The organism is Bradyrhizobium sp. AUGA SZCCT0182 (assembly GCF_018130185.1).
Classification (GTDB): Bacteria; Pseudomonadota; Alphaproteobacteria; order Rhizobiales; family Xanthobacteraceae; genus Bradyrhizobium.
The window spans coordinates 194,842-221,441 of the sequence record NZ_JAFCLY010000006.1 but is presented as its reverse complement, the minus strand read 5'-3'; the positions used below and the strand labels follow the sequence as shown (position 1 = coordinate 221,441).

At 63.3% G+C, this 26,600-nt stretch carries 27 protein-coding genes; 12 read left to right on the top strand and 15 right to left on the bottom strand.

Going from position 1 to position 26,600, the window contains the following annotated elements; genetic code table 11:
- Positions 1-12: 12 nt before the first annotated feature.
- From JQ611_RS09795 to JQ611_RS09785, 3 genes are read right to left on the bottom strand one after another with little or no spacing between them, the layout of a single operon-like run.
- Complete coding sequence (locus tag JQ611_RS09795) at positions 13-1,182, bottom strand: MFS transporter (RefSeq protein ID WP_212465337.1); 1,170 nt, start codon at positions 1,180-1,182, stop codon at positions 13-15.
- 52 nt (positions 1,183-1,234) lie between these two features.
- On the bottom strand, positions 1,235-2,599 hold the full coding sequence (locus tag JQ611_RS09790; RefSeq protein WP_212465319.1) for an NAD(P)-binding domain-containing protein: 1,365 nt from the start codon (positions 2,597-2,599) through the stop codon (positions 1,235-1,237).
- 49 nt (positions 2,600-2,648) lie between these two features.
- Positions 2,649-2,963 carry a helix-turn-helix transcriptional regulator gene (locus JQ611_RS09785; RefSeq protein WP_212263641.1) on the bottom strand — a complete coding sequence of 105 codons (315 nt, stop codon included), beginning with the start codon at positions 2,961-2,963 and terminating at the stop codon, positions 2,649-2,651.
- Positions 2,964-3,774: 811 nt separating this feature from the next.
- Here JQ611_RS09785 and JQ611_RS09780 point away from each other — a divergent pair.
- From JQ611_RS09780 to JQ611_RS09760, 5 genes are read left to right on the top strand one after another with little or no spacing between them, the layout of a single operon-like run.
- On the top strand, positions 3,775-4,152 hold the full coding sequence (locus tag JQ611_RS09780; protein ID WP_212465318.1) for a helix-turn-helix transcriptional regulator: 378 nt from the start codon (positions 3,775-3,777) through the stop codon (positions 4,150-4,152).
- Complete coding sequence (locus JQ611_RS09775; RefSeq protein ID WP_212388294.1) at positions 4,145-4,672, top strand: arsenate reductase ArsC; 528 nt, start codon at positions 4,145-4,147, stop codon at positions 4,670-4,672. The genes JQ611_RS09780 and JQ611_RS09775 overlap by 8 nt, the downstream gene beginning before the upstream one ends.
- The gene (locus JQ611_RS09770) at positions 4,672-5,370 is read left to right on the top strand and encodes an MIP/aquaporin family protein (protein ID WP_212388309.1); all 699 of its coding nucleotides are present in this window, start codon (positions 4,672-4,674) and stop codon (positions 5,368-5,370) included. Before JQ611_RS09775 ends, JQ611_RS09770 begins: the two co-directional genes overlap by 1 nt.
- Complete coding sequence (gene arsC / locus JQ611_RS09765) at positions 5,367-5,774, top strand: arsenate reductase (glutaredoxin) (protein WP_212465317.1); 408 nt, start codon at positions 5,367-5,369, stop codon at positions 5,772-5,774. Before JQ611_RS09770 ends, arsC begins: the two co-directional genes overlap by 4 nt.
- A gap of 51 nt (positions 5,775-5,825) precedes the next feature.
- Positions 5,826-7,088 carry an adenylate/guanylate cyclase domain-containing protein gene (locus JQ611_RS09760; protein ID WP_212465316.1) on the top strand — a complete coding sequence of 421 codons (1,263 nt, stop codon included), beginning with the start codon at positions 5,826-5,828 and terminating at the stop codon, positions 7,086-7,088.
- On the opposite strand, the gene JQ611_RS09755 is transcribed toward JQ611_RS09760, so the two are convergent.
- The 6 genes from JQ611_RS09755 to JQ611_RS09730 form a co-directional block, all read right to left on the bottom strand.
- Positions 7,085-8,296 carry a multidrug effflux MFS transporter gene (locus JQ611_RS09755; RefSeq protein WP_212465315.1) on the bottom strand — a complete coding sequence of 404 codons (1,212 nt, stop codon included), beginning with the start codon at positions 8,294-8,296 and terminating at the stop codon, positions 7,085-7,087. The genes JQ611_RS09760 and JQ611_RS09755 overlap by 4 nt on opposite strands.
- Positions 8,297-8,531: 235 nt before the next feature.
- Positions 8,532-9,785, bottom strand: a complete 1,254-nt coding sequence (locus tag JQ611_RS09750; protein ID WP_212263634.1) for an MFS transporter — start codon at positions 9,783-9,785, stop codon at positions 8,532-8,534.
- Positions 9,786-10,013: 228 nt separating this feature from the next.
- On the bottom strand, positions 10,014-12,083 hold the full coding sequence (locus JQ611_RS09745) for a peroxidase family protein (protein ID WP_212465314.1): 2,070 nt from the start codon (positions 12,081-12,083) through the stop codon (positions 10,014-10,016).
- A gap of 189 nt (positions 12,084-12,272) precedes the next feature.
- Entirely contained in the window at positions 12,273-14,039 is a 1,767-nt protein-coding gene (locus JQ611_RS09740; protein WP_212465313.1) for a flotillin family protein, read from the bottom strand.
- A gap of 20 nt (positions 14,040-14,059) precedes the next feature.
- On the bottom strand, positions 14,060-14,692 hold the full coding sequence (locus tag JQ611_RS09735; protein ID WP_212263771.1) for an OB-fold-containig protein: 633 nt from the start codon (positions 14,690-14,692) through the stop codon (positions 14,060-14,062).
- An 8-nt stretch (positions 14,693-14,700) separates the two neighbouring features.
- Complete coding sequence (locus tag JQ611_RS09730; RefSeq protein WP_212388330.1) at positions 14,701-14,991, bottom strand: hypothetical protein; 291 nt, start codon at positions 14,989-14,991, stop codon at positions 14,701-14,703.
- 170 nt (positions 14,992-15,161) lie between these two features.
- Between JQ611_RS09730 and JQ611_RS09725 the strand changes: the two genes are divergently transcribed.
- Positions 15,162-16,562, top strand: a complete 1,401-nt coding sequence (locus tag JQ611_RS09725; protein ID WP_212388468.1) for an Nramp family divalent metal transporter — start codon at positions 15,162-15,164, stop codon at positions 16,560-16,562.
- A gap of 189 nt (positions 16,563-16,751) precedes the next feature.
- Here JQ611_RS09725 and JQ611_RS09720 read toward each other — a convergent pair whose 3' ends face one another.
- The 3 genes from JQ611_RS09720 to hemB form a co-directional block, all read right to left on the bottom strand.
- A complete protein-coding gene (locus JQ611_RS09720) occupies positions 16,752-17,528 on the bottom strand; it encodes an arginyltransferase (RefSeq protein ID WP_212388334.1) in 777 nt (258 codons plus the stop codon).
- A 159-nt stretch (positions 17,529-17,687) separates the two neighbouring features.
- The gene (locus JQ611_RS09715) at positions 17,688-18,257 is read right to left on the bottom strand and encodes an RDD family protein (protein ID WP_212388337.1); all 570 of its coding nucleotides are present in this window, start codon (positions 18,255-18,257) and stop codon (positions 17,688-17,690) included.
- A gap of 182 nt (positions 18,258-18,439) precedes the next feature.
- Positions 18,440-19,501: a porphobilinogen synthase gene (gene hemB / locus JQ611_RS09710; protein ID WP_192733587.1), complete on the bottom strand. Its 1,062-nt coding sequence runs from the start codon at positions 19,499-19,501 to the stop codon at positions 18,440-18,442.
- Positions 19,502-19,681: 180 nt separating this feature from the next.
- On the opposite strand from hemB, the gene JQ611_RS09705 reads away from it, so the two are divergent.
- From JQ611_RS09705 to JQ611_RS09690, 4 genes are all read left to right on the top strand, one after another.
- Positions 19,682-20,164 (top strand): DUF6163 family protein, encoded by a 483-nt coding sequence (locus JQ611_RS09705; RefSeq protein ID WP_192733586.1) that lies wholly within the window; start codon positions 19,682-19,684, stop codon positions 20,162-20,164.
- A 404-nt stretch (positions 20,165-20,568) separates the two neighbouring features.
- Positions 20,569-21,084, top strand: coding sequence for a transcriptional regulator LdtR (gene ldtR / locus JQ611_RS09700; RefSeq protein ID WP_192733585.1), 516 nt, complete (start codon positions 20,569-20,571; stop codon positions 21,082-21,084).
- 440 nt (positions 21,085-21,524) lie between these two features.
- Entirely contained in the window at positions 21,525-21,752 is a 228-nt protein-coding gene (locus tag JQ611_RS09695) for a hypothetical protein (protein ID WP_212465312.1), read from the top strand.
- An 18-nt stretch (positions 21,753-21,770) separates the two neighbouring features.
- Positions 21,771-21,992 carry a hypothetical protein gene (locus JQ611_RS09690; protein ID WP_212037750.1) on the top strand — a complete coding sequence of 74 codons (222 nt, stop codon included), beginning with the start codon at positions 21,771-21,773 and terminating at the stop codon, positions 21,990-21,992.
- Between the two features lie 6 nt (positions 21,993-21,998).
- Here the strand turns inward: JQ611_RS09690 and JQ611_RS09685 are convergent, their stop codons facing one another.
- The 3 genes from JQ611_RS09685 to JQ611_RS09675 form a co-directional block, all read right to left on the bottom strand.
- The gene (locus JQ611_RS09685; RefSeq protein ID WP_212388339.1) at positions 21,999-22,883 is read right to left on the bottom strand and encodes an HpcH/HpaI aldolase/citrate lyase family protein; all 885 of its coding nucleotides are present in this window, start codon (positions 22,881-22,883) and stop codon (positions 21,999-22,001) included.
- Between the two features lie 18 nt (positions 22,884-22,901).
- Positions 22,902-23,828: a ketopantoate reductase family protein gene (locus JQ611_RS09680; protein ID WP_212465311.1), complete on the bottom strand. Its 927-nt coding sequence runs from the start codon at positions 23,826-23,828 to the stop codon at positions 22,902-22,904.
- Positions 23,829-23,973: 145 nt separating this feature from the next.
- Positions 23,974-24,183, bottom strand: coding sequence for a hypothetical protein (locus tag JQ611_RS09675; RefSeq protein WP_212263625.1), 210 nt, complete (start codon positions 24,181-24,183; stop codon positions 23,974-23,976).
- Between the two features lie 161 nt (positions 24,184-24,344).
- On the opposite strand from JQ611_RS09675, the gene JQ611_RS09670 reads away from it, so the two are divergent.
- Both JQ611_RS09670 and glyA read left to right on the top strand, forming a co-directional pair.
- The gene (locus JQ611_RS09670) at positions 24,345-24,971 is read left to right on the top strand and encodes a glutathione S-transferase family protein (RefSeq protein WP_212465310.1); all 627 of its coding nucleotides are present in this window, start codon (positions 24,345-24,347) and stop codon (positions 24,969-24,971) included.
- Between the two features lie 312 nt (positions 24,972-25,283).
- The gene (gene glyA, locus JQ611_RS09665; protein ID WP_212465309.1) at positions 25,284-26,585 is read left to right on the top strand and encodes a serine hydroxymethyltransferase; all 1,302 of its coding nucleotides are present in this window, start codon (positions 25,284-25,286) and stop codon (positions 26,583-26,585) included.
- Positions 26,586-26,600 lie beyond the last annotated feature (15 nt).

The following is a 26,600-nucleotide window of genomic DNA, read 5'->3' as shown; positions in this document are numbered from 1 at the left end:
CTTGTGTCGCACTCATGCCTGAACCGTGGTCCGTCTCGACCAGTAGAGTGCCAATGGCCCAAGCAGAATACCCACCGCGAGCACGGTAAACGCCGCCGTCCAGGCGGAGGCGCTCGACGGTCCACCGGCCGCATCCAGCGCGACGCCAAGGGCCCAGGCGCCCAAAGCCGAAAGGCTGAAGCCGACGGTCGAATGCACGGCCATCGTCGCCCCGCGGTATTTCGGGTCCGCCGCCATCGTCATCCCCGATGTCAGCGCGCCGGAATCGGCAGGCACGGTGATGGCGTAGGCCAGGATCAGCGGCAGCAGCAGCCATGGCGATTTGTCGGCGAACGCGCCGATCAAGAGCGCCACGACGGCCGAACTGAACATCACGGCGGTGATGGCGCGATGGCGGCCGAACCGGATCGCGCATTCATTGCCGAGAATACTTGCGGGCATCGCGAGCACGGAGAACAGCACGCTGACCACGACGGGGGTCAGGATCGAGCCGTCCGAACTCCTCGCCGCCACGAATGTCCAGAACGCCACCAGCCAGGTTCGGATGCCGTAAAGCTCAAAGCAGTGCGCGCCATAGCCGAGAACGAAACCCATCGCGCTGGTGTTGCGGAACACCGGCGCAAAATCCAGCAAACGGCCTTGCGCGGGCTTCGGCGTCACCGGTTGCAGCAGGAAGCAGACCGAAAGCATCACCAGCGGGCCCAGCGCCGTCACCAGGAAGGCGGCGCGCCAGCCCCAGGCGTCCGCGACGAGCTGCGAGATGAGGAACGACAGTCCGACGCCGAACGAGAAGCTCGAGGTGTAGAACGTGACCGCGCGCGATGAGTCGCCCGGCGCAAGCCGGTCGGTCAACGCCTTGAGCCCCGGCATGTAAGCGCCCGCAAATCCGATGCCCGCGATGGCGTTGAACAACGCCCCGGACCAGAGGCCGGTGGCAAAGAGGCCGAACAGCAACGTACCGATTGCACTGACCGCAGAGCCGGCGATTAGAATCTTGCGCGCGTCGATCCGGTCGGTCAGCGTCGCCAGCACCGGCACGGTCAACATGTAGCCCGCGGCGCCCGAGCCTGCGAGCAGGCCGGCCTGCGCGCCGCTCAGATGCCATTCCGGAATCAAAAACGCCGCGAGAATGGAAGGCACCACGACATGGGGGAGCAGGCTGCCGAGCTGCCCCACACACATCGCGACGATGACGGATCGGCCGTTTAAGGAAATGCGTTTCACCCCGGTTCGTTCAGGACGCGCAGCCGCATCCTGCTTTGCCTTGTTGCTTGGCATTTGCATCCGCTGCGCAACAGGCGTCAACATCTGATGGTGCCGGTCCGCCGCAGCACTGGCTTGCGCCGGGCGCGTCCGCGCGACTGCAAACGCCGGTTTCGGGCAGCACCAGTTCGACACGCTCTGCCGCCGCGTGATCGCCGGCAATATCGGCGGCAATCGAACGGACCTGTTCATAGCCCGTCAGCATCAGGAATGTGGGCGCACGGCCGTAGGACTTGATGCCGGCGAAATAGAAGCCGGGTTCGGCCTGCGCCAGTTCGCGCGCGCCGTGGGGCCGCACGGTGCCGCAGCTATGCTCGTTCGGATCAATCAGCGGCGCCAGCGCCACCGGGCATTCGATAGCCGGATCAAGCTGGATGCGAAGCTCGCGCACGAAATTCAGGTCCGGCCGAAAGCCTGTTGCAACGATCAGCTCTTCGACAACGATTTGACGGCAGCAACTGCCCGCGCCGGTCGCGACGGTGAGGCGAGGGCCCTCCGCCGTGATGTGCGAAACCCGAAACTCGCTCTCGACCCTGATGCGGCCAGCGGCGACCAGCGATGCAAAGGCGGCGCCAAGCTCGCCACGCGCAACCAGCTTGTCGTTCGCGCCGCCGCCAAAGGCCTTGGCGGGATCGTTGCCGCGCAACAGCCAGATCGGACGTGTTTCCGGAACCTCGGCGGCGAGTCGCGCAAGATCGGTCAGCGTACCGATCGCCGAATGACCGGCGCCCAGCACGGCGACGGTCTTGCCGGCGTAGCGCGCGCGATCTTGTCCCAGAATATCGGGCATGCCGTAGGCGATTTTTCTCGCCGCCTGCGCCTCGCCGATGGCGGGGAGGCCATTGGCGCCGGCCGGATTTGGCGAATGCCAGGTGCCTGACGCGTCGATCACGGCGTCAGCTTTGACGACCTTCGGGCCTTGCCCGTTCTGATAGCGAATTTCGAACGGCGCTGACTCCCGTCCTTTGGTCTTGAGCTTGTCGAAACCAGCGCGACTGATGTCGGTGACGCGGCTGGAGGTGTGGATGTGATCGGTGAGGGCGGTTTTGGCCGCGAGCGGTTCAAGGTAGCCCTCCAGCAATTCCGCGCCGGTCGGATAGTGCTGCGGGTCGGGCGAATTCCACCCCGTTGCCGCGAGCAGACGCTCCGCGGCGCGGTCGATGTTGTATTCCCAGGGCGAAAACAACTGGACATGGCTCCATTGCCGAACGGAATGTCCAACGCTGCTGCCTGCTTCCAGCACGATCGGCCGGAGCCCGCGCTCCAGCACATGGGCGGCGGCGGCAAGGCCAACCGGGCCGGCGCCGATGATCGCAACGGACTTTGCCTCGCTCATACTGTTCTCCCATCAAACTAGAAATATCGAAATTACGGGCGGCGCAAATTCACGCCGCGGTCTGCGTATCATTGCTTTCGGAGCCGGTGCAGCATTCGGCCACCAGGAACTCCACCAGCCCTCGCATCACGTCGTAATTGGCGTGGCATACGAGTGTGGTTGCGTCCCGCACCTGGTTGATCAGGCCCACCACCATCAGCGTCTTGATATGATGCGAGAGGGTGGACGGCGCGATCTTCAGCTTGTCCTGCAGCCGGCCGACCGACATTCCGGCGTCGCCGGCGCGAACCAGCGCGCGATAGATTTTGAGCCGGGTCGGATTGCCCAGGGCTTCGAGGTGTGCGGCGGCGTCATCGAGTTTCATGACGGCATCATGATATTCGAATCCGGGGTTGTCAACTGTATTTCTAGAAGTATGGAAATAGTGTGAGGCTGTCGTCCCGGCGAACGCCGGGACCCATACCGCGTGATCTCTCGATGAAGACTCGATAGCGGAGACCATTCGCAAAACTTCTTCATGTGGTTATGGGTCCCGGCTCAAGGCCGGGACGACACCGCTTTTTGTTGCTGCACTGAGCATGACTTCACCCTCTCGCGGCGCATTGCGCCCGAGGTTTGCTCGAAATTCTTCGCCCTTTCAGAGAGAGGGCGCAGGGAATGCCGGATGCGCGCTGCACCCGCGGTCTCGCGTGCGGTTTGCACAAAACAAAGTGCACACGAGCATACAGGGCAGCGGAGAACATCCGACATTCCCTGCGCAATGGCTTTACGGCTTATGCCGTGATCTCCCCGGAGACGAGTTCTTGGTTGACTCCGTCACTGCCGTTTCCGCTTGCGCTTCTCCGACAGCTTGACACCAGCAACGGGTGCCAGGACCACACGGTTTTGCCGTACGCTCGATCCACGCCGTCGTCAGACGTGAACCAAGCGTCCACCGCAACCCGTCCAACGTCCGTGACGACGGCCGACGCCCTTCTGACCAGGACGGGATGGGCAAAGATATGCACCTGATTTGCCATTCTGTAAAAGCGAAATATTTTTTATTTCGGGGCTTGACACGACTTCCGTAAATCAGAAGTGATTTGCCCGTCGGGCAGCAGATTATTGTCGGCAAGGCATCGCGGGTACGTCCGCGAGGCTTGACGGGGACAATGTATATCCATAAGTCTGGATATATGGAATCAGAACAAGCCATCCTAGCGCTCGCTGCATTGGCCCAGCCGACCCGGCTCGAGGTGTTTCGCCTGCTGGTGAAGCACGAACCGGATGGGCTGGCGGCGGGCGATATCGCCAAGGCGCTGGCGGTGCCGCAAAACACCATGTCGTCGCATCTGGCGATCCTGTCGCGCGCGGGGCTGGTGACGGCCCAGCGCTTCAGCCGCTCGATCGTCTACCGCGCCGATCTCGACGCTTTTCGAGCGGTCATGCTGTTCATGGTCCGGGATTGCTGCGATGGGCGACCGGAAATCTGCGCGCCGCTGATCGAAGACCTCACGCCTTGCTGTTCACCGAAACCGACGAGCAGGAAAGCCCAAAGGAAAATTCATGTCTGATCGCATGTATAATGTTCTCTTCCTTTGTACGGGAAATACCGCCCGTTCGATCCTAGCCGAGGCGATTCTGCGGAAGGATGGCGATCGCCACTTCCGCGCCTTCTCCGCGGGGAGCCAGCCGAAGGGAACGGTGAATCCGTTTGCGATCAGGGTCCTGAACAGCCTCGATTATCCAACCGGCGATTTGCGCTCCAAGAGTTGGGAGGAGTTCGCGCGTGCCGGCGCCCCCATGATGGATTTCATTTTTACGGTTTGCGACAACGCGGCAGGCGAGTCCTGCCCGGTGTGGCCCGGCCGGCCGATGACCGCGCATTGGGGTATTGCAGACCCGGCGGAGGTTGTTGGTACGGATATCGAGCGCGAAGCGGCGTTCGTCGAGGCATTCCGGTACATGAAGAATCGTATCGCCGCGTTCACGAGCCTGCCGCTGAGCAGCATCGATGCCCTGTCGCTGGGAACGCGGCTGCGCGATATCGGCCGCATCGATGGTGCCACCAATGGTCACGAGAAGGCGAGTTAATGTCCGATTTTGATCTTCCGCGCCGCCTGACCGCCGAAGCCCTCGGCACCGCGATATTGGTCGCAACCGTGGTTGGCTCCGGCATAATGGCGGAAACGCTGACCAAGGACGTTGCGCTCGCGCTGCTCGGCAACACGCTGCCGACCGGCGCGATCCTTGTCGTGCTCATCAGCATTCTCGGGCCGATATCGGGTGCGCATTTCAATCCCGCGGTTTCGCTGGTGTTTGCGCTCCGGCGCGAGCTGACGGCGCGCGAGGCGTTGTTGTACGTGGCGGCGCAGATCGCCGGCGGCATCGCCGGAACCATCATGGCGCACGCGATGTTCGCCCTGCCGCTGCTGGATGCCTCGCTGAAGGTCCGAACCGGCGGCGCGCAATGGCTGGCCGAAGGCGTGGCCGCGTTCGGTCTGGTTGTCACGATTCTCGCCGGCATCCGGTTCAATCGGCCGGCGATTCCCTGGCTGGTCGGGCTTTACATCACGGCGGCCTACTGGTTCACGTCGTCGACGTCGTTTGCCAATCCCGCGGTCGCGATTGCGCGATCGCTGACCAATACGTTTTCGGGTATCCGCCCAACCGATTTGCCCGGCTTCATCGCTGCCGAACTTTTGGGCGCGATCCTTGCGATGATGCTGATGGGCTGGCTGCTGCGCGGGGCAGGCGAGGTGGCCGCAACGACCAGGGAGGCGCATTCATGAGCCTGACGATCTATCACAACCCGTCCTGCGGCACCTCGCGCAATACGCTGGCGATGATCCGGCAAAGCGGCGAAGAGCCTGAAGTGATCGAGTACCTGAAGACCCCGCCGAGCCGTGCCCGACTGGTCGAACTGATCGCGGCGTTGGGCATCTCCGCGCGCGAGTTGTTACGAGAAAAAGGCACGCCCTATGCGGAACTCGGCCTTGCCGATCCCAAATGGAGCGACGACGAACTGATCGATTTCATGCTCGCCCATCCGATCCTGATCAACCGGCCGATCGTGGTGACGCCGAAGGGGGTGCGGCTGTGCCGGCCGTCGGAGCTGGTGCTCGAGCTGCTCGACCGTCCCGTGGACTCCTTCGTGAAGGAAGACGGCGAGGTCGTCGCAGCGGGGAAGACGTAACGGGTTGCGGCAGGCTTCCGTCTGTCACGATTGCGCGGCATAATAGGCGGCATGGAACTCACGCCCCGCCTGCGCCTGATGAACTGGATCGCGCACCAGAGCCTGACAGGCCTGCCCGAGAACGATCTGCTCCGTGGCTTTTGCGAGCGTTGCCGCGCTCATGGCCTGGAGCTGTCGCGCGCAATGGTCATCATTGACACGCTGCATCCGGTGTTCGAGGGCCGCGGCTTTCGCTGGAGCCATTCCCAAACCAACGAGAGCGACAGTTTTGAATATGGTTCGAGTAGCGAGGGCGGCGCCGTTGCGGAAAACTGGCGGCGCTCGACATTCTACCATTTGCTTGAAACCGGTGGCGACGAACTGCTGATCGATCTGTCCGATTGCGAAGGCCTCGATTTCAACATGATCGAGGACCTGTCCGCCAAGGGGCACAAACATTTTCTCAGCATGGTGCACCGCTTCGGCGAAGCCGGCACCATGGGCCAGATGGACTGCTTTTACTCGACATGGGTGACCCGGCGCGACGAAGGTTTTGGCGAGCAGGGGCTCGCCGCCTTGCGCGAGTTGGTGCCGGTGCTTGGGCTTGCGGTCAAATCCGCCGCACAGGCCGAAGTCGCGCGGACGCTGGGGCGGGTCTATCTCGGCCGGGACGCGTCCGAGCAGGTGCTGCGTGGCCGCATTGCCCGCGGCGTCACCGAGCGCATCAACGCGGTGCTGTGGTTTTCGGATCTGCGCGGCTCGACCTCGATCAGCGAGAGCATCGAGCCCGGCCAGATCATCCCGTTCCTGAACGATTATGCGCAGGCCTCGATCGACGCCATCCATGACGCCGGCGGCGAGGTGCTGAAACTGATCGGCGACGGTGTGCTGGCGATGTTCACCAACGAGATCATGGCCGTTGCCAAGCGCACAGCGCTGCGCGCCGAACACCATTTCCGGCGCAACATGGCTGCGGTCAGTGCCCGCCGTGCCGCCGAAGGCGTGGCGGTGACGACGGCCCATGTCGGCCTGCATGTCGGCGAGGTCTTTTACGGCAATATCGGCAGCGATGACCGGCTCGACTTCACCGTGGTGGGGCCGGCCGTCAACGAAGTCAGCCGCATCGCCTCGATGTGCCGCTCGGTCGACCGCGAATTGCTGACCTCGGAGGCGTTTCGCACCGGACTGGACGCTGCGGGGCGCAACTATCTGGTTTCCACCGGCCGCTACGCGCTGCGCGGCATCGGCCGCGCGCAGGATCTTTATACGCTCGATCCGGACATTGCGTCGGATGAAGTGGTGGCGGGGAAGTACGAGCGGTATCTCGGCAGCTAGGCCGCTTTGGCGCGCAGCGTATATAGCCCGACCGCGACAAAGGAAAACACCGCGAGCACCACGCCGAGCGCAAACAGCGCCTCACGCGAGATCGTCGCGGCCAGCCAGACGCCGATGGCCGCCGTCATCATCTGCCAGAAGCCGACCAGCGCGGAGGCCGCGCCCGCTTTCTCGCCGAACGGGGAGAGCGCCTGCGCGGTGCCCAAGGGGTTCACAATCCCCATGCCGAGCAGGAACACGCTCATCGCACCCAGAAACGGCAGGAAGGTTGGGCTATACAGCGACACCAGCAGCATCGCGAGGCTGCCGGCAGCAGCCGCGAACAATCCGCCGCGGATCGAACGGTCGAGCCCGTAGCGCGGCGCCAGCTTTGTCGCCAGCATGCCTGAGGCGAATACGATCAGCACGGTGCCGGCGAAGAACAGGCCCAGCTGGATCGGCGTAAAGTGCATCGCTTCGATCAGCACGCGGGGCGCGGCCGAGAACATCGCGAACAGACCGCCCATGATCAGGCTCACGGTCGCAGCCGGCACCACAAAACGCCGGTCGGCGATCAGGCCAAGATAGTTTTTGGCAATCGCGAGCGGGTCGAGCGGCGTGCGCGTCGCATGATGGGTCTCGCCCAGAACCATGCTGTAGGCGACCGCGCCGAGCACCGCAAAGGCGGCGACGAGCGCGAATTCGGAACGCCAGCCGAAATAGTGATCGAGCGCGCCGCCAAGCAGCGGCGAGAAGCCGGGCGCGGCCGCCATTGCAATCATGATCAGCGCCATCGCGCGCGCCAGCGCCGCGCCGGAAAACAGGTCGCGCGCAATGGCGCGTGACAGCACGGAGGTGGCGCAGGCGCCGGCGGCCTGGACCACGCGGCCGGCGAGCAGGTTGGGCAGGTCGGTGGCGAGGCCGCACCAGACACTGCCGGCAAAGAACACGGCGAAGCCGATCAGCACCGGCCAGCGACGGCCGTAGCGGTCCGAAATCGGCCCGACCACGAGCTGGCCGACCGCGAACACCGCGAGAAAGATCGTGATGGCTGATGTGACCGCAGCGCTCGTGACGTGCAGCGAGGCTGCCATCTGCGGCAGCGACGGCAGCAGGATATTGGTCGCCAGCGTCCCGGTGGCGGCCAGCGCCGCCAGCACCGCGATCTGCAGCACGGTGGAGGAGGCCTCGGGACGAGGGCTCGCGATCGCTACGGTCTGGTCGGCCATGGAGGGTTCCCGTTTTTATAAAATGATGGATAACATATAAAACGGGATTGGGAAACGCCGATGGCCATGCTGTTTTGCTTCATCATGGGTTCAGTTTGTCATGGCCGGGCTTAACCCGGCCATCCACGTCTTACTTCCGGGTTTGCAGCCAAGAGAGACGTGGATGCCCGGGACAAGCCTGGGCATGACGGAACCATCTCGGAACGCGCGCGAAGTCAGAGGATTCTTTCTGCAATCAACATGCCCGCAGCGCCGGTCCGTCGCCGACCATGTCCGGCTGCCGCGTCAGCGAAACGGCGGGCGACATCAGGATCACCAGCGCTTGCGCGGCGAAGATCGCAGCCGCCAGATAGAGGCAGGCTTCGGCGCTGTAGAGGCCGCCGACGATGGCGCCGAGCGCCGAGCCGAGCGGGCGGGCGCCATAGCTCATGATGTTGATGGCGGAGACGCGCCCCAAGAGCGAGGGCGGCGTCACCGATTGGCGCAGCGTGGTGGTGGAGATCACCCACAGGATCGGGCCGACGCCGAGCAGGAAGAAGCTCAGGCCCGCGAGCAGCGGTGACGGAAAGATGGTCGTCAGCGCCATCACGGTGGCGGCGACGAAACCGGTCACCGGGCCGAGTCCGATCACGGTGCCGAAGGCGAGGCGCTTCATCACCCGCGTTGCCAGGAGCGCCCCGACCACCATGCCGACACCGTACATCGCCAGCGTCGTGCCGACGCCGGTCGCCGACAGGCCGAGATGACGCACGGCATAGGGCACGAACACCGCAAGCAGCAGGAACGAGGCCGTGTTGAAGATGAACTGGGTGATGAACACCGGCCGCAGCAGCTTGTGGTGCAGCACGAAGTCAGCGCCTTCCTTGATCTCCTGCAGCGGATGCCGGCGCGGCGCGGGCGCGCGGGCGGGCTCATAGATGCCCGACAGCAGCACCACCGCGATCACAGAAAGCGCCGTGGCAAATCCGAAGGCGGGGGCCGCACCGACCCATCCGACCAGCACGCCGCCGAGCGCGGGGCCGCTGGCGAACGCCACGGTGCGCGCCAGCTCAATCCGCGCGTTGGCCGCAGGTAGTTGCTCCGGGTTCACCAGCGACGGCACCAGCGCCGGTGCGGCGACACTATAGGCGACCGTGCCGCACACCGCGACGAAGCCGAGCAGAGCCAACAGCGGCAGCGTCATCCAGCCGAGCCAGATCAGCAGCAGGATTCCGCCGAGCGCGGCCGCGCGCAGCGCTTCGGAGCCCGCCATCAGCCGGCGCCGCGAGATGCGGTCGGCGAGCAGGCCGGCCGGTATCGCAAACAGGATGAAGGGCAGCGTCAGCGCGGTCTGCAGCAGGCCGGTCTGGCCTTCGCCGACGCCCAGCAGCAGCACCGCGACGATGGGGGCGGCAGCCAGCGCAACCTGCTCGGCCGATTGTGCGGCGAGGTTGGACCAGGCGAGGCGGTTGAAGGTCGGCGGCAGGCGCGGCGTCTCGGCGGTGGACATGGGGGATTCCTTGGGGCGATTCCCTGATGGCTTTATTGCCCCTCACTGTCCGACGACTGCACGGTCCAACCCACCCGTTTCCCGACAAGCTGTGGGGCAATGAAAAAACCTCCACACGCGAACGTGTGGAGGTTTCTCACCTTGATGTGTCAGCTATGTCTCCCAACATCTGTCAGTGATCTGTCCGGGCTAAACACTTGTCCCGGCCATCCACGTCTTGCTGACCCATCAAACGTCGAACAGAAAGTCGTGCCTGCTGAGTTCATAGGGCCGCACGCCCGTCAGTTCGATCCAGTCGTCGCCGACCTGCACGATCGTGTTGCCGTGGTTGCCCGAGATTTTCACATCGCGAAAGTCGAGGCGGCCGGCGTGCTTGAACACCAGCAGGTCGACGTCGGGATCGAAGTCGGTGATCCTGGCTTTGGTGGCGCCGAGATCGAACACGAAGCGATCCGCGCCGGCGTTGCCCGTCATGGTCTGCTTGCCGGTGCCGGCGAACAGGTAATCGCCCTGCGGACCGCCGATCAAGGTGTCGGTGCCGTTGGAACCGATCACGATCTGGCGGGCGTCGGGATCTTCGGACTCCACACCGCCGGCAAGGCCGGTGTGCCTGACATAGGTGACGAAGACGTCGTCCTGGATATGCTTGGTGTCGGTGTTGCGCAGGATGATGTCGGCCAGCGTCGTGCCCTTGATCTCGGACAACGTCTTGGCATCGAAGCCCTGGTTCTCGAACCAGAGCCGGTCGCCGTCGCGCAGCGCCTCGAACTGCATCGTCAGGATGGCCTGAAAGGTTTCGCCGACAAGCGCGCCGGGGACATGGTTTTCCGACAGGCCGCCGGTCCACAGGCCGACATTGTTGACGTTGCCGTAGGCCGCCTTCAATCCGGCCAGCGTCTCCGGGTCGCTCGTGATCTGGCTGAAATCCGTGTAGGGGTCGAGGCCGAGCGCTTCACGGGTCTGGTTGAGCGTGCCGAGACCAAGGTCGCGCGCGCGCTGGATATTGATCGCGGCGAGATCCATCGACACCGGCGCATCGACCAGAAAATTTCGCAGATCCTCGACGATGCGCGCATCGAGCGCCTGCGAGGGGTCGGCGGCCAGATGGCGCAATTGTCCGTCGGCGCCGCCATTGTCGATGAAGTCTGCCGCCGGCTGGAAGAACACGTCTTTCAAGTCTTCCTCGGAGCCGGCGATGACCTCGCCGTTTTCCGCAAGGCCTTCGGTTTCACCCGACACGATCGAATGTCCGAAGCGGAACGCCGCGGCGACGAATTCCAGCGTCAAGTGCGGATCGACATTGGGGTCATAGCCGTCATAGGGCGTGAGCGCGTCCTTGCCGACGAGGTTCGGCAGGAATTCGGAATAGGTGATGTTGGCGATTTCCGCCGACACGATGGCGCGGGCGTAATTGTAGAGCTGGTCGCCGCTCCAGTTCGGATGCTCATGATGCAGTTTGTCGACCTGATAATTGTGTTCGCGCACGAACAGCGTCTGCAGGGCGGTCAGCGCCGGATTTTCCGCGGCACGGCCGTCGCCGGCCACCACCATGCCGTTGATGATGGGCAAATTGTCGCCCGCCGACGTCTTCATGTGGCCGTCGGCGGTGCGCAGGCTGGCCGCGATTGCCGCACTCGACCCGTAGACCATCGAGGCGTCGAGCCAGGCGGAATTGGAATTGACCGCCATCGCCGGATTGGCTGTGCCCGCACCGGTCGTGGGATCGGTGACGGCGCGGGTGATCCGAATGATGGTGCCGGCCGGGAATACGGGATCGCCCGCGGGAACCACGACGCTGATGTCGTTGACGCCGTCTGTGCGGGTCAGCGTCATGTCATGATCGATGAATTGGCCCCAGGCGTACATGAACGCGGAAACACCTTCCGGGTTCGCCACGTCGGCATCGCCGGCGCCGACCACGAGATTGCTGATGGTGCGCGGGTTGTTGCCGCCGAGCGGCACCGAAATGCCGTCGGCAAAATGCGCCGTGCCGATACGCGCGAATTCGGTGCCGGCGGCGTTGAGGGTGGAATCCGACCGGTTGTTCTGCGAGCCGTCGAAGCTGCGGTATTCGATTTTTACCGGCTGCGGACCCGGTTGGCACGACGGGTCATCATGCGAGCCATGAGAACCGTGGCCCCCGTGAGAACCATGGCCCCCATGAGAGGGGTGGGAGTCGTGCGAGCCATGTGAACCGTGAGGCTGGTGCGGCAGGAAAAAATGCTGGGAAAAATTGCCGAAGTGGAAATCGTCATGGTCTCCGTCCTTGCCGCCAAAAGCCCGCTTGAGCTGACGCATCGACCGCCTCCCTGACTTGCAATTGCGAATTATTCGCAACTAGTGTCACTAATGAGAGGCATTTGCAATAAAGAAATGGAGGAGAGACGAAAGCGCCGTGCCCGACAGGCGTAAAAAAAGCCCGCCCCATCGGGTGCGGCGGACCTTTCTAAATTTGCGATCTGACCGCGGATCAGGCCGTCATGGCGACTACGACTTCGGTCCGAGCGTCGCCTTGCCCGTGCCGGAGATGGTGGTCGGCGGCGTTGCGGTACTGTCGGCAGGCGCCGCTGGCGCCTCCACTTCAGTCAGCGGGCCGCTGCCGGACCGCAGCGCATTCAACAGGCTGGTCATGGCGTCGGGGCCAGCCGGGAAGCCGGCCTCGCCGAGAATCTTGTCGATCATCGGCTTGAACGCCGATACCGACAATAGCTGCGCGGCGAGACCATCGCCGAGTCCGAGACCGCCGTTGCCGCCGCCATTCATCGCGCCGTTGCCGCCACCACGACCGAGCATGCCGCCGGTGTCGAAGATCCGGATGTCCGAGATCTTCTCGATCGGCTTGACCGCTTCGGCCAGCGCGCCCGGAATGATGTTGATACGGGCGAGGTTGAGGTCGTATTCGATTATCTCGGCGCCGAGCTTGTTGCGGGCCTCGGCCTTGAGCGCCGCCACCTCGGCCTCGGCCTCGCCGAGCGCCTTGACGCCGGTCGCGCGCGTGGTCGCGGCGGTGGCGTCGGCCTGGGCCAGCACGTTGATCGCTTCCGCCTTGTTGGCGGCGGCCTGACGTTCGGCTTCCGCCATCACGGTGATCGGCATCGCGTCGGTTTCCGCCACCTTGCGCGCCGCGATCACGTTGATGATCTTGTCGCGCTCGGCGATTTCGGTGGCCCGTGCGGTCGTGACCTTTTCTTCGGCTGCGATCGCAAGCGCGCGCGCCGTCTCGGCGATGGTCTGCGCTTCGGATTGCTCTTTGTTCTTGGTGGCGACGACGATCGCGGCTTCCTGCGCCACGATCTGGAGATCACGCTCCATTTCGGTGGTGCGGCGCTTCACCGCCAGATCAGCCTCGATCTTCTTGGTGTCGCGGGCCTGGTTGGCCTCGGTCTGGACGTTGGCGACGGCCAGTTCCTGCTGGATGCGGTATTCGGCCTCGTTCTGCAACGCCGTCTGCTCGACCTGCGCGGTCTGCGCGCGCATCGCGGCGGTCTTGTTGGCGATGTCGCGCTGCTGCGCCAGTTCCGCCTCGCGCTTGGTACTCTCGATCGTCAGCGTGGTCTGGCGGGCGACCAGGTCCTGCTGCGCGATGTTCACCTCGGTGGTGCGGACGATCTGGTTGCGCTCCTGCTCGCGCTCCTTGGTGATCTTGGTCAGCGTGGTGAGGCCGTGCGCGTCGAAGAAATTGCTCGGATTGAAATGCTTGATGTCGCTCTGGTCCAGCCTCGTCAGCGAAACCGATTCAAGCTCGAGGCCGTTGTTCTGGATGTCGGCGCCGACTGCGTCCTGCACCGATTTGACGAAGGTCGCGCGCTGTTCCTGCAGCTCTTCGAGATGCATGGTGGCGGCGACCGAGCGCAGGCCATCGACGAATTTCGCCTCGATCAGTTCGCGCAATTCAGCGGCGTCGTTGGTGCGGTTGCCGAGCGTCTGCGCGGCCAGCGCGATCGACGACATGTCGGGTTTGACGCGGACGTAGAATTCGGCGCCGATGTCGACGCGCATGCGGTCCTTGGTGATCAGCGAGTCCGGACCGCCACGGGCGACTTCCAGCCGCAACGTCTTCAGATTGACGGCGGCCGTCGAATGGAAGACCGGAAGCACGACGGAGCCGCCGTCGAGAACGACTTTCTGGCCGCCGAGACCGGTTCGCACATAGGCCTCGTCGCGGGTCGAACGCCGGTACAGCGTCGCGAACATGAAACCGATGATGACAAAGAGAAGGACGCCGATAGAGACCGGTACTGCTAATTCCCACATGTTCATGTCCTGTGTGATGACTATTGTTGTGCAATGAGGTCGGCTGGTGCGGCAATCGCGATAAAGCTCTTGGTGTCGCGGTCGACCAGCAACACGCTGCTGCCGACCGCGAGCGCTTTCGAATCGGGGCCGGCCCGCGCCGGGACAGAGTGCCAGTTGCCGAAGACATCCTTGAGACGGACGCGGCCGGGCAGTCCCTGGTCGAGCGGACCGATCGAAACCACGGCGATCTGGCCGACGAAGTCGGCGTCATCCACCGCATAGGTCTCGTCGCGCGGGATCACGCGTGAGATAGCGCGGCTGGTAACCCGGACCGCCGGAATGGTGCCGATGATGGCGCCGACGGCGGCGAGCGAAACCGGGAGAGAAATTCCGACGCTGTGCGCGATGGCCTGCAGGAAAAATCCCGCGATCGAAAAGATGCCAAGCGTCAACATCAAAAGAATCAAAAGCGGAACGCGCCCCGCATTGATCCAGAGAAACAGGCCGGAGATGGCGCTGTGGCCGTCGGCCTCGATCTCGACGTCCTTGCCGACGACGTGGCTGAGCGAAAACCCAACCATCGTCGACAGCAGTTCGATCACGGCAAGCACGACCACGATCGCCGCGGCAATCGTGAAGGGCCGGACGTCCGCCGCCAGCAGGAGGTCGATCACGGCGCTCATTGTGAGGACTGTTTGACGAGGGCCACCTTGTTGTTGCCTTCCAAATCGTCAATCGCCTGACTGGCGATGGCGGCAAGCAGCCGGCCGCTGCGTGCGAGGATGATGCCTTCGTAGACCACGGTCTTCTCCTCCGGTCGGATTGATTTCGATTTGACGCCGATGTGGGTCTCGTAAGCGCGGCCTTCTGAGACCAGGTGGGCCGGGAAGGGACTTTCCCAACCGGCAAGGTAGCCCGGAACTGCGAATGGAACCAAGACGCGCCCTCTGATTGTGCTGATGGTCAGCATTGTTGGTCCCCTGATCGCGAACAGTTTGTCGTCGAGGGGGAATCGGCGGTTCATGGTTCCGGCCAAATAGCTGGCGCGGTCGCGCAGGCCGCGCCGGTATCGTTCTCGTGATCATCAGATGCAGTTGCAAATTAGTTGCAATAAGGGTGAATTTCGACCATCTTGCTGAGATGGATGCGCGAACGCCCGAATTGGGCCGAAAGACTAATTCGGAGAGCTTGCCTGTGGCCTTGCAAGACGCCGACGCCGGCTGGCGCGCCGACGCCGCCGCGAACAGGCAGCGCAGTCTGGCCGAAGTCAACGCGACCATCGCGGTGCCGCTCGGTGGCCATTGGGCGCGCCGGCTGCTGGCGTTTGTTGGGCCCGGCTATCTGGTTTCCGTCGGCTATATGGATCCCGGCAATTGGGCGACCGACCTCGCCGGTGGATCGAAGTTCGGCTACACCCTGCTGTCGGTGATCCTGCTGTCGAACCTGATGGCGATCCTGCTGCAGGCGCTCGCCGCTCGGCTCGGCATCGTCACCGACCGCGATCTCGCGCAGGCCTGCCGCGCCAGCTTTTCGCGTCCCGTCAATTTCATGCTGTGGCTGGCCTGCGAGGCCGCGATCATCGCGTGCGATCTGGCGGAAGTGATCGGCACCGCGATTGCGCTGAAGCTGTTGTTCGGCATTCCGCTGATCGGCGGCGCGCTGATCACTGCGCTCGACGCCTTCCTGCTGCTGCTTCTGATGAACAAGGGTTTTCGCTTCCTCGAAGCCTTCGTCATCTCGCTCCTGATCGTGATCGCGGTCTGCTTCGCGATCCAGATCTTCGCCGCGGCGCCCCCTGTTGCCGCGATGCTGCGCGGCTTCTTGCCGTCGACCGAAATCGTCACCAATCCTGAGATGCTCTACATCGCGATCGGCATCATCGGCGCCACCGTGATGCCGCATAATCTCTATCTGCACTCCTCGATCGTGCAGACCCGCGCCTATCCACGCACTGACGAAGGCCGGCGCGATGCGATCAAATGGGCGACGACGGACTCGACCATCGCGCTGATGCTGGCGCTGTTCATCAACGCCGCCATCCTGATCGTGGCCGCCTCGACGTTCCATTCCAGCGGCCGTACCGACGTGGCCGAGATCGGGCAGGCGTATGAGCTGTTGTCGCCGCTATTGGGCCTTGGGATCGCCTCGACGCTGTTCGCCGTCGCGCTGCTGGCGTCCGGCCTCAACTCGACGGTGACCGCGACGCTGGCCGGCCAGATCGTGATGGAAGGCTTTTTGCACCTGCGCTTGCCGAACTGGGCGCGGCGTCTGATCACCCGCGGCGTCGCGATCGTCCCCGTCGTCATCGTCACCGCGCTCTATGGCGAGCGCGGAACGTCGCAGCTGCTGGTCTTCAGCCAGGTCATCCTGTCGATGCAATTGCCGTTCGCGGTGATCCCGCTGGTGCGGTTCGTTTCCGACCGCCGCAAGATGGGTGATTTTGCGATTTCCCGCTCGGTCGCCACGCTGGCATGGATCGTCGCCGGGATCATCGTGACGCTGAACGTGAAGCTGCTCTACGACACGCTGTTCGGCGGTTGACATACCCACAACTGTCATCGCCCGGCTTGCCGCCTTCGCTAAAGCTTCGGCGTGCCAGCACAGGGAAGCCTCGGCGAAGCCTTGGCGTAGCCGGGACCGGGCGACCCAGTATTCCAGAGACGTCAGTGATCAATCGAGAAGCCGCGGCGTGCTGGGTCACCCGGTCAAGCCGGGTGACGACAAGAAGCCCTAATCCTGCGGCTCGGTCAGCACTTCTCCTGACGCGTCGATGCGCAGCCAGCCTGAGGGCGCCAGCCGCTGCTGCGGCAGGAAGCGGCCCTTGTAGTCCATCTTCTTGGAGCCTTCGATCCAGTAGCCGAGATAGACGTATGGGAGCCCCAGGCGCCTGGCGCGCGTGATGTGGTCGAGGATCATGAAGGTGCCGAGCGAACGACTTTGCTCGGACGGCTCGAAGAACGAATACACCATCGACAGCCCGTCGCTGAGCACGTCGGTCAGGGCAACGGCGATCAGCTCCTCGCCGCGGCCGGTGATGCCGGAATCGACGTTGCGCTTGCGGTATTCGATGATGCGGGTTTCGACGTGGCTGTCTTCCACCATCATGGCGTAGTCAAGCACGGTCATGTCGGCCATGCCGCCATGGCGGTGGCGCCGGTCGAGATAGGCGCGGAACACCGAATATTGTTCCGAGGTCGGGACCGCGCTGCGCTGCTCGCCGATGATGTCGGCATTGCGCGCCAGAATTTTGCGGAAATTGCGCGAGGGCCGGAACTCGTTGGCGACGACGCGCACGGAAACGCAGGCGCGGCACTGGTCGCAGGCCGGCCGGTAGGCGATCGACTGGCTCCGCCGGAAGCCGCCATGGGTGAGGAGGTCGTTGAGGTCGCCGGCCTTGTCGCCGACCAGATGCGTGAACACCTTGCGCTCGTGCCGTCCCGGCAGATAGGGGCAGGGCGAGGGCGCCGTCAGGTAAAACTGCGGGGTATCACGCGAATGCTGGGTCACGTCGGGTCGTCAGGCCTCCGAAACACGAACGATAACGCTTTCCGGTGAACAATTGGTACCGGTGAGGGAAGCTCGGCCCCGATCCTGATCCGGGCCGAACAATCCTGAGCATCGCGCCGCGGGGGCTGACGGTCAATCAATTTGGAGTGTGACATCCCTTCAATAGGCGCGCGCTGGAGGTACAACCTGTGTGCGAACCGAGCTGTTGATGACAACGGTTCCCAGCACGATGTCATGCAGCAACCGGCGGCGGCCATTGAACAGGCCGATCAGGAGCACCAGCGGCGTCAGGAACGAGATCGACACCCAGAATAGCACGGCATGGGTGGCGCCGAGCACGAAATAGCCCGGTGCGCCGTACCAGGTGCGCAGTTCCAGATCCATCACGCGCATGCCCATGGTCGCCGAATGCGGCCCGCCGAGGGAAGAGCCGTAATAGACGATGGCCCAGACGATCGTGGCCGGCCAGGCCAGCCAGAACAGCGCCCAGCCGAGCCCAAGCGTGATCAGGCCGAACACCGCGATGAAGATGTAGCCGAGGATCACCGGGACCGACAGCACGACGAGGTCGATCAGAAAGGCGAACACCCGCCGCGTCAGCAGGCCGCGAAACAGTTCCGGCTGCAAATCGGGGTCGAACGCATGCGGCTGCACGCCGCCATCATTTCGCCAGCCGCCGCCAGCACTTGAAGGGCCGCCACCGGTATTACCCGAACCGCTATACGACATGATCAGTCCTCCAGACCGTGCATATTCCCGCAAGCCAACACATTAAGCCGAGACATGGGAACCGCCCCCGCGCGCGCAAGCCCTGCGACGGTTACGAAACGGCAATATTCAGGCGATTCGGGGGCTGGGTTATTTGTCGTCCCGGCCTTCGCCGGGACGACGGATGGAGAGAGACCGGCGGCTCAGCTCTCCGCCTTGATCTTCTCCGCCGCCTTCGGCGCAAAGTAGGTCAAAATACCGTCGGCGCCGGCGCGCTTGAAGGCGAGCAGGCTTTCCATCATCGCGCGTTCGCCGTCGATCCAGCCGTTGCCGGCGGCTGCCGCGATCATCGCGTACTCGCCCGACACCTGGTAGACAAAGGTCGGCATCGCAAAGGTGTCCTTTACCCGCCGCACGATGTCGAGATAGGGCATGCCGGGCTTCACCATCACCATGTCGGCGCCTTCGGCGATGTCGAGTTCGACCTCGCGCAGCGCCTCATTGGAATTGGCACTGTCCATCTGATAGGTGCGCTTGTCGCCGGTCAGCGTTTTGGCCGAACCGATGGCGTCGCGGAACGGGCCGTAGAAGGCGGAGGCATACTTCGCCGCGTACGACATGATCTGCACGTCGGTAAAGCCTTCATCGTCCAGCGCCTCGCGGATCGCGCCGACGCGGCCGTCCATCATGTCGGAAGGCGCGATCACGTCGCAGCCGGCTTCGGCCTGCACCAGCGCCTGCCGGACCAGCACGGCGACGGTTTCGTCGTTCAGGATTTTGCCGTCCTCGATCAAGCCGTCATGGCCGTGACTCGTGAAGGGATCCAGCGCCACGTCGCAGAGCACGCCGAGGCCCGGGAATTCCTTCTTGATCGCGCGCACCGACTGGCAGACGAGGTTGTCCGGGTTCAGCGCCTCGGACCCCTGTTCGTCGCGCAGCGAAGGGTCGGTATAGGGGAACAGCGCGATGCAGGGGATGTTCAGCTTCGCCGCGCGCTCGGCATCACGGACCGCCTGGTCGACGGTGATGCGGTCGATGCCGGGCATCGAGGCGACCGCGGTGCGCGTATTGTGGCCGCCGACGATGAACAACGGCCAGATCAGATCGTCGGTCGTCAGCACGTTTTCCCGCACCATCCGTCGCGCCCATTCGGCCTTGCGGTTGCGGCGGGGGCGGATCGCGAGGTCGAGCGGGGCCGAGGTGAGGGCGGTCTGGTGCCGCGGTGCGTCGCGCATTTCGATCGGGCGCCCGAATTTGATCGCCATATGATGGTACTCCCCGGCGGAAGGCTGATTTGGCCTGATTTGGACCTGGTCTAATTCTAGCATTCCGGAACGGCCGCGTCACCGCAGCTTGATTTGCGCCAGCGGCAATTGATTTTGCCGACCCGGCGGGCCAAGACTCCGCCTATAAGGACCCGTTTTCGCCTGTGAGCACCGATTCTCATGTCTGACACCTCCGCGCGCGACCCGTCGCGGGATAACAGGGACAACGCCCGGGACAATGCGATGTCGGTGGCGGCGATCTCGTCCGAGCGGATCGAGCCTGATGACAACGCGTGGACCCGGCGGCTGGTGCTGTTCCTGCGCATCATGGCGGTCATCTCGATCGCCAAGGGCCTTTACCATTGGGCGCAGGTGACCGGTTTCATCGGCGGCGAGGAAGAGGCGTTCGAAAACCAGTCGATGGCCTGGCAGACCGCGACGATCTATTTCGCCGTGATTGAACTCGTCGCCGCCGTGGGTCTGTGGCTTGCGACGCCCTGGGGCGCGGTGGTGTGGCTCACGACAGTGGTGTCGATGGCCGTCATCGAATTGATGTTTCCTGGCATCTACGGCGGCAGCCTGACGGTGGTCGGCGTCGAAGCCGTGATGCTGGCAGCCTACCTCGCACTCGCCTGGATGGCCGCGCGCGAACGGCCGCCATAGTAGGCCGCGCGCTGATCTTAACGACCGCATCCTGATTTGATGGCGCGCGTGCCAAAACGCGCCACGGATTCCCATAAGATTTTCGACGATTTTCGCGGTAACTTTTCAGTCACCGTAAAGGGTTCCCTCACGTCGGTTACCCAGGCGTTTCGAATTCAAACGAACCTGTTTTGGAATGCGACAACCCTGCCAGACGAAGCGTGAACAGAGGCCTGCCACCGTCAATGAAATCTTGCGAAAAGCCCTTTATCCATGGGCTTAATCCGCGATTCACTGTCTTAAATTCATGATCTCTTTATTGTCTTATTTAAGCGGATCTTCAAACGGCCCCCTTAAGTTGAAGCTATCAGGCGGGACAAAAGTTTCGTCGAATAAGTCGATAAAAACGACAACAGGGGAATGTCATGATGAAAGCCGTTGCAACGGCGGTGGAAACCGCTGAACGCTCTGCCGGTCAAGCTCCGGTGCAGCCGCTCTATCTTGAAGCATTGACTTTGGTGGAGCGGCTGCATCGCAGGCTGCTGGATGTGATCAAGGATGAATTCGATCGCCGCGGCCGCGCCGATATCAACTCGGTGCAGGCGTTGCTGCTCTATAACATCGGCGACAAGGAATTGACCGCAGGCGAGCTGCGCACGCGCGGCTATTACCTCGGCTCCAACGTCTCCTACAATCTGAAGAAGCTCGTCGAGCTCGGCTTTCTCGATCATCAGCGTTCGCGCGTTGATCGCCGCTCGGTGCGCATCCGCCTGACCTCGCAGGGCCAGGAAATCCGCAAGATCGTCGACGCGCTGTATCAGAAGCACGTCAAGACCGTGGAGCAGGTCGGCGGCATCTCGAACGAGGAGTTCGCGACGCTGAACAAGTCGCTGCATCGGCTCGAGCGGTTCTGGACCGACCAGATCCTGTATCGGCTCTGAGATTTACATAGCGTTTTCGAGCGAAGTGGACTTCCGTTTCGCGTGAAGAAAACGCGTCAAATAAGAACTCGAATCCGCGGCCAAGCCGGCCACTCAAAAGACCGGCAGCCAACAGCGGATCATGAACTGGCAAGGCAGTAAGCCCTGCCCAAGGCGCATCGGCTCCGGTTTACCGGGTCCGGTGCGTTTTGCTTTTTGGGCCTGAGTATTGAGTGCAGCGGCTTCGTCCTTCGCGACGCGCGCAAGAGCCGCCTCGGGCACAGCCGCTTCGAGTGATAGCGGTCACAGTTTCACCTGATAAAGCGCATCAAAACAACAAGCTGCATCGCAATTCTAAGGTGACGCAAGCATTGGCGGCGGGCCGGGCAATAGCTGGTTTCCCGGAATGGAACTTCTGCCGGGCTCGCGCATTATCGCTCCTGACACGGGGACCGAAGAACATGCTCGTCGAGCGCGGATTGCGGGTGATGAATGTCGAGGTGGTGGGCGACGCTTATGCCATTGCTTCGAACTATCTCCGCAGGACCGGCGCCATCCCGGATACTTTCGCCACCGACGAGCGGCTGCTCGAAATCATCGTGCAGATGTTTCAGCGCGGCGAATTGAACAAGATCCGCCTCGCCAACCAGGCGATCGCCAAATTCGAAGTCGAAACCTACATCGCCTGACCCCTACCGGAGAACTTCATGGAAGCCGCCATCGACCGCATCATGCACACCTACGATCTGCTGGTGAACCGCAGCTCTGCCGCGAACGATGAAGCGCGCGAGAAGGTGACGGACTATGTGAAGACGCTGTTCGAGGCCGGCGAAAAGGACACCCACCGCCTGACCGTGTGCGGCCTGACCTATCTGCGCCAGCTCGACGGCTCCACCGACCCGGTGAAGGCAGGCTATACGGGGATGTGAGTTGGCTCAGCCCGCCTTGCGATCCGCTTCGAGCTTCCGCAACGAGGCCGACTTGAGACTGGCGCCGGCCAGCATGTAAGCGTGATCCGATCCCGTCAGGATGAACTGCGCGCCGAGATCGGCGTAATGCGTCATGGCGTCCGGTTCGTAGACGCCGCCCATGCCGAGGAATTTGCCTGCCTTGCGGCACGCCGCGCCGACGCTTCGGTAGGCTTCTTCGACGCGCGGATCCAGGATCTGACCGGAAATGCCCATCTCCGCGGTCAGGTCGGAGGTTCCGATCAGCAATCCGTCGATCCCATCGACCCCGGCGATCCCGGCGGCATTGGCCACGCCTTCGGGGCTCTCTATCATGGTAACGACCAGGATTTCCGGATTGATGGCCGCCTGGGCCTCGGCGGCGCCCGGCGTTTTGTAACCGAACAGAGCGGATGGTCCGCCCCAGCTCCGCGACCCCAAAGGCGGATAGCGAAAGGCCGAGGCGATGCGCCGGGCCTGATCGACCGTATCGACATGCGGTACGATGACGCCTGCGGCGCCGTTGTCGAGCGCCCGCGTGCCTTCATCAATCGCGCCTGCGCAAATTCGGACGATCGGGGTGATGCCGGTCGGCAACGCGGCGATGCAGATCTGCGCGACATCATCCTGCGAAAATGCACCGTGCTCGAGGTCGATGAACAGCCAGTCGTGCCCTGTCGCCGCAGCGATCATGCCCGCTGCCGCGGTGCGTAAATGGTGCACGCCGAATCCGAGGGCGAGCCCGCCCGCTCGCAATTTCCTGATCGTGGCGTTCTCGACAAGCGGCATATGCTTCTCCGTGATGTCGCGCATCGAGGCGCGTCGCAAAGTGGTGGCTACACTGCCGACCTGTCCGGCGCGATGTAAGGACATGGCGCCTCGAGCGTTCCGTCAACCCACCGGCTTCCCCATGATGTAAGGCTTCAGCATCGCATACATCAGGCTGTGGGTCGGCGTCGGGACGCCGAGCTTTTTGCCGAGCTCGACCACCTTGCCGCCGAGCCAGGGCAGCTCCAGCCGGTTGCCGCGCTCGAGGTCGAGCGCCATCGATGGCTTTTGATGCGCGGGCAGGCTGTCGGAATATGCTGATATCGTCTCCACCGCGTTGTCCGGCATCGCCACGCCGTAGGCGCGGCCGACATCCATCACTTCCCGGTAGGCCGACATCAGCACGGGGCGAATATCAGGATCGTCGCGCAACGCGCCGATTGGCTGGCGCGCCAAGGCCACCGCGCTGGCGTTGGCGGCGAGCAGGATGAACTTCATCCATAGTTCGGTGAGGATCGCGTCGCTCAGCTTGGCATCGAAGCCGGCCCTCAGGCACAGCGCGAGAAATGCCTCGCCGCGCGGGCTGCTCCTGCCGTCGAGTTCGCCGAGCACGATGCGCATGAAGGTGCCGACCTGCTGGATCACGCCGGGGGCTATGATGTTGGCGCTGATTTGCGCCACGCCGCCCATCACGGCGTTTTCGCCCAGGATCGGGATCAGCCTTTCTGCGGCATCGACGCCGTTCTGCAGCGGGATGACAGCCGTATCAGGGCCGATCAGCGGCTTGATGCTGATCCCCGCGCTTTCGACGTCCCACAGCTTGACGCAGAACAACACGAAATCGACCTTGCCGATCTCGGCGGGGTTATCGGTCGCTTGTGTCGGCACCAGATGGATGTCGCCGCGGGGGCTTTGAACCTTCAATCCGTCGCGCTTCATGGCCGCCAGATGGGCTCCGCGCGCGATGAAGGTGACATCCGCGCCGGCTTTCGCCAGCGCCGCCCCATAACCGGCGCCTACGCCGCCGGTGCCGACAATCGCAATTCGCATCGTTCTCTCCTCGCTCGCCGAAAGCCTAGCATCGCAGGCGGACGGTGGGCGAGGGTAAAACTTCGGGCATGCATCAACAAACAGCAGGAAGAACCGGACTCACGAAATCCGGTTATTCCTCAAACCTTTTAGTGACGGCGAATGCTTATTTGGGGCAGTAAGCGATGGCTGTGCCGCCAAGCCAGCCTCCGATGCAGCCCGCGCCGACGAAGATGCCGCCGACACCTTTGATTCCGATCGCGAGAATGCCGTCTTCATAGGTGATCGGGCCGATCGTGAGGCCGCCTGCGGCGGCATCGAGTTGATCGAGCGACAACTCGCCATTGATTTCGTGCGCAGTATTGCCTTCGGTCATAGCCGTTCTCCACTGTTTGCGATTGGCTCGAACATGCCAACCCAGATGGAGCGTAGTTGCGGTGAGGCGGGAGTTCAGTGATTGCGGTCACGCATCATGACGATGCTCGAAACCTCTGCTAACGTGCGCCTCCAAACAAGAAACCCCTTGAGGAAACTGCCATGCTCACGGTTCATCATCTCAACGACTCCCGCTCGCAGCGGATCCTGTGGCTGCTCGAGGAGCTCGGCACGGCCTATGAGATGAAGCGCTATCAGCGCGATGCCACGACGCGGCTGGCGCCGCCGGAACTGACGGCGATCCATCCGCTCGGCAAGTCGCCCGTCATCACCGATGGCGGCACCACGATCGCGGAGTCCGGTGCGATCGTCGACTACATCATCCGCAAATACGGAAAAGGCGCGATGATGCCGGCGCCCGACAGCGCCGACTATGAGGCGTACAATGAGTGGCTGCATTATTCGGAAGGGTCCGCGATGCTGCCGCTGATGCTGAACCTCTATGTCAGCAGGCTGAAGGAGGCGGGCGCGCCGCTGCATCCGCGCATCGACAGCGAGTTGGCCAACCATCTCGGCTATGTCGACCGCGCGCTGAAGGATCGCGAATTCTTCATCGGCCCGTCGCTGTCGGGTGCCGACATCCAGATGAGCTTTGTCGGCGAGATGGCAAAGGTTTTCGAAAAGCTTGGGCCCTATCCGAACCTGGCGGCCTGGCTGACGCGCATGCACGCGCGCCCGGCGTTCCAGCGCTCGATCGAGAAGGGCGGGGCGTACCGGTTCGCGAAATAGCTTTCGTCGCCCCGGCCTTGGGCCGGGGCCCATACCCGCGGCCGTCGTAAGAGGCACTCTGGCAGACGCCTTCATTCCTCAATTGGCTTCGGTGGCTATGGGCCCCGGCTCAAGGCCGGGGCGGCGGCGGGTTATTTGCCCGGGACTGGCACCCCCGCCATCCCCACCATATCTTGCATAAATATCAGACGGATACCGCAAGTGCTTGGCCGGCCCGGGCCGATGTGGTATCTCGCAAGCGCTTCTTTCGACCGCCACACGTAACCGACCGTTTTGCCCCTAAGGGCTTGCGGCGGTGGAGATATTCGGCCCATGACCTCCAGCAGCAAGACCGCCTCCGCGCCCGACTCGTTCTTCACGGCGACCCTCGCCGAGGCCGATCCGGAAATCGCCGCCGCCATCAAGGGCGAGCTTGGCCGGCAGCGCCACGAGATCGAGCTGATCGCCTCGGAAAACATCGTCAGCCGCGCGGTGCTGGAAGCGCAGGGCTCGGTGATGACCAACAAATACGCCGAGGGCTATCCGGGCGCGCGCTATTATGGCGGTTGCGAATGGGTCGACGTCGCCGAGACGCTGGCGATCGATCGCGCCAAGAAACTCTTCGGCGCCCAGTTTGCCAACGTGCAGCCGAATTCGGGCAGCCAGATGAACCAGGCGGTGTTCCTGGCGCTGCTGCAGCCCGGGGACACCTTCATGGGTCTCGACCTTGCCGCCGGCGGCCATCTCACCCACGGCGCGCCCGTCAACATGTCCGGCAAATGGTTCAAGGCGCAGCACTACACCGTGCGCCGCGACGACCAGATCATCGATATGGACGACGTTCAGCGCCGCGCCGAGGAAGTGAAGCCGAAGCTGATCATCGCCGGCGGCTCGGCCTATTCGCGCGCCTGGGATTTCAAGCGCTTCCGCGAGATCGCCGACAGCGTTGGCGCCTATCTGATGGTGGACATGGCGCATTTCGCCGGCCTCGTCGCCGGTGGCGTGCATGCCTCGCCGGTACCGCATGCCCATGTCACGACCACCACCACGCACAAATCGCTGCGCGGCCCGCGCGGCGGGTTGATGCTGTGGAACGACGAGACGCTGACGAAAAAGTTGAACTCGGCGATCTTCCCGGGTCTGCAGGGCGGTCCCTTGATGCACATCATCGCCGCGAAGGCGGTGGCATTTTCCGAGGCACTGCGTCCGGACTTCAAGGTCTACGCCAAGAACGTCGTCGAGAACGCCAAGGCGCTGGCGGAGGCGCTGCGCGCGCAGGGCCTCGACATCGTCTCGGGGGGTACCGACAACCATCTGATGCTGGTCGATCTGCGGCCCAAGGGGCTGAAGGGCAACGCCTCGGAGAAGGCACTGGTTCGCGCCGCGATCACCTGCAACAAGAACGGCATTCCGTTCGATCCCGAAACGCCGTTCGTCACGTCGGGCCTGCGTCTGGGCACGCCGGCGGCGACCACGCGCGGTTTTGGCGTTGCCGAATTCCAGCAGGTCGCCTCCATGATCGCCGAAGTGCTCAACGCGCTGGCGCAATCGCCGGACGGCAAGGCGCCGCTGGTGGAAGCCGCTATCAAGGAACGCGTCAAGGCACTCACCGACCGCTTCCCGATTTATCAGTAAAGGCCACCAGTAAGG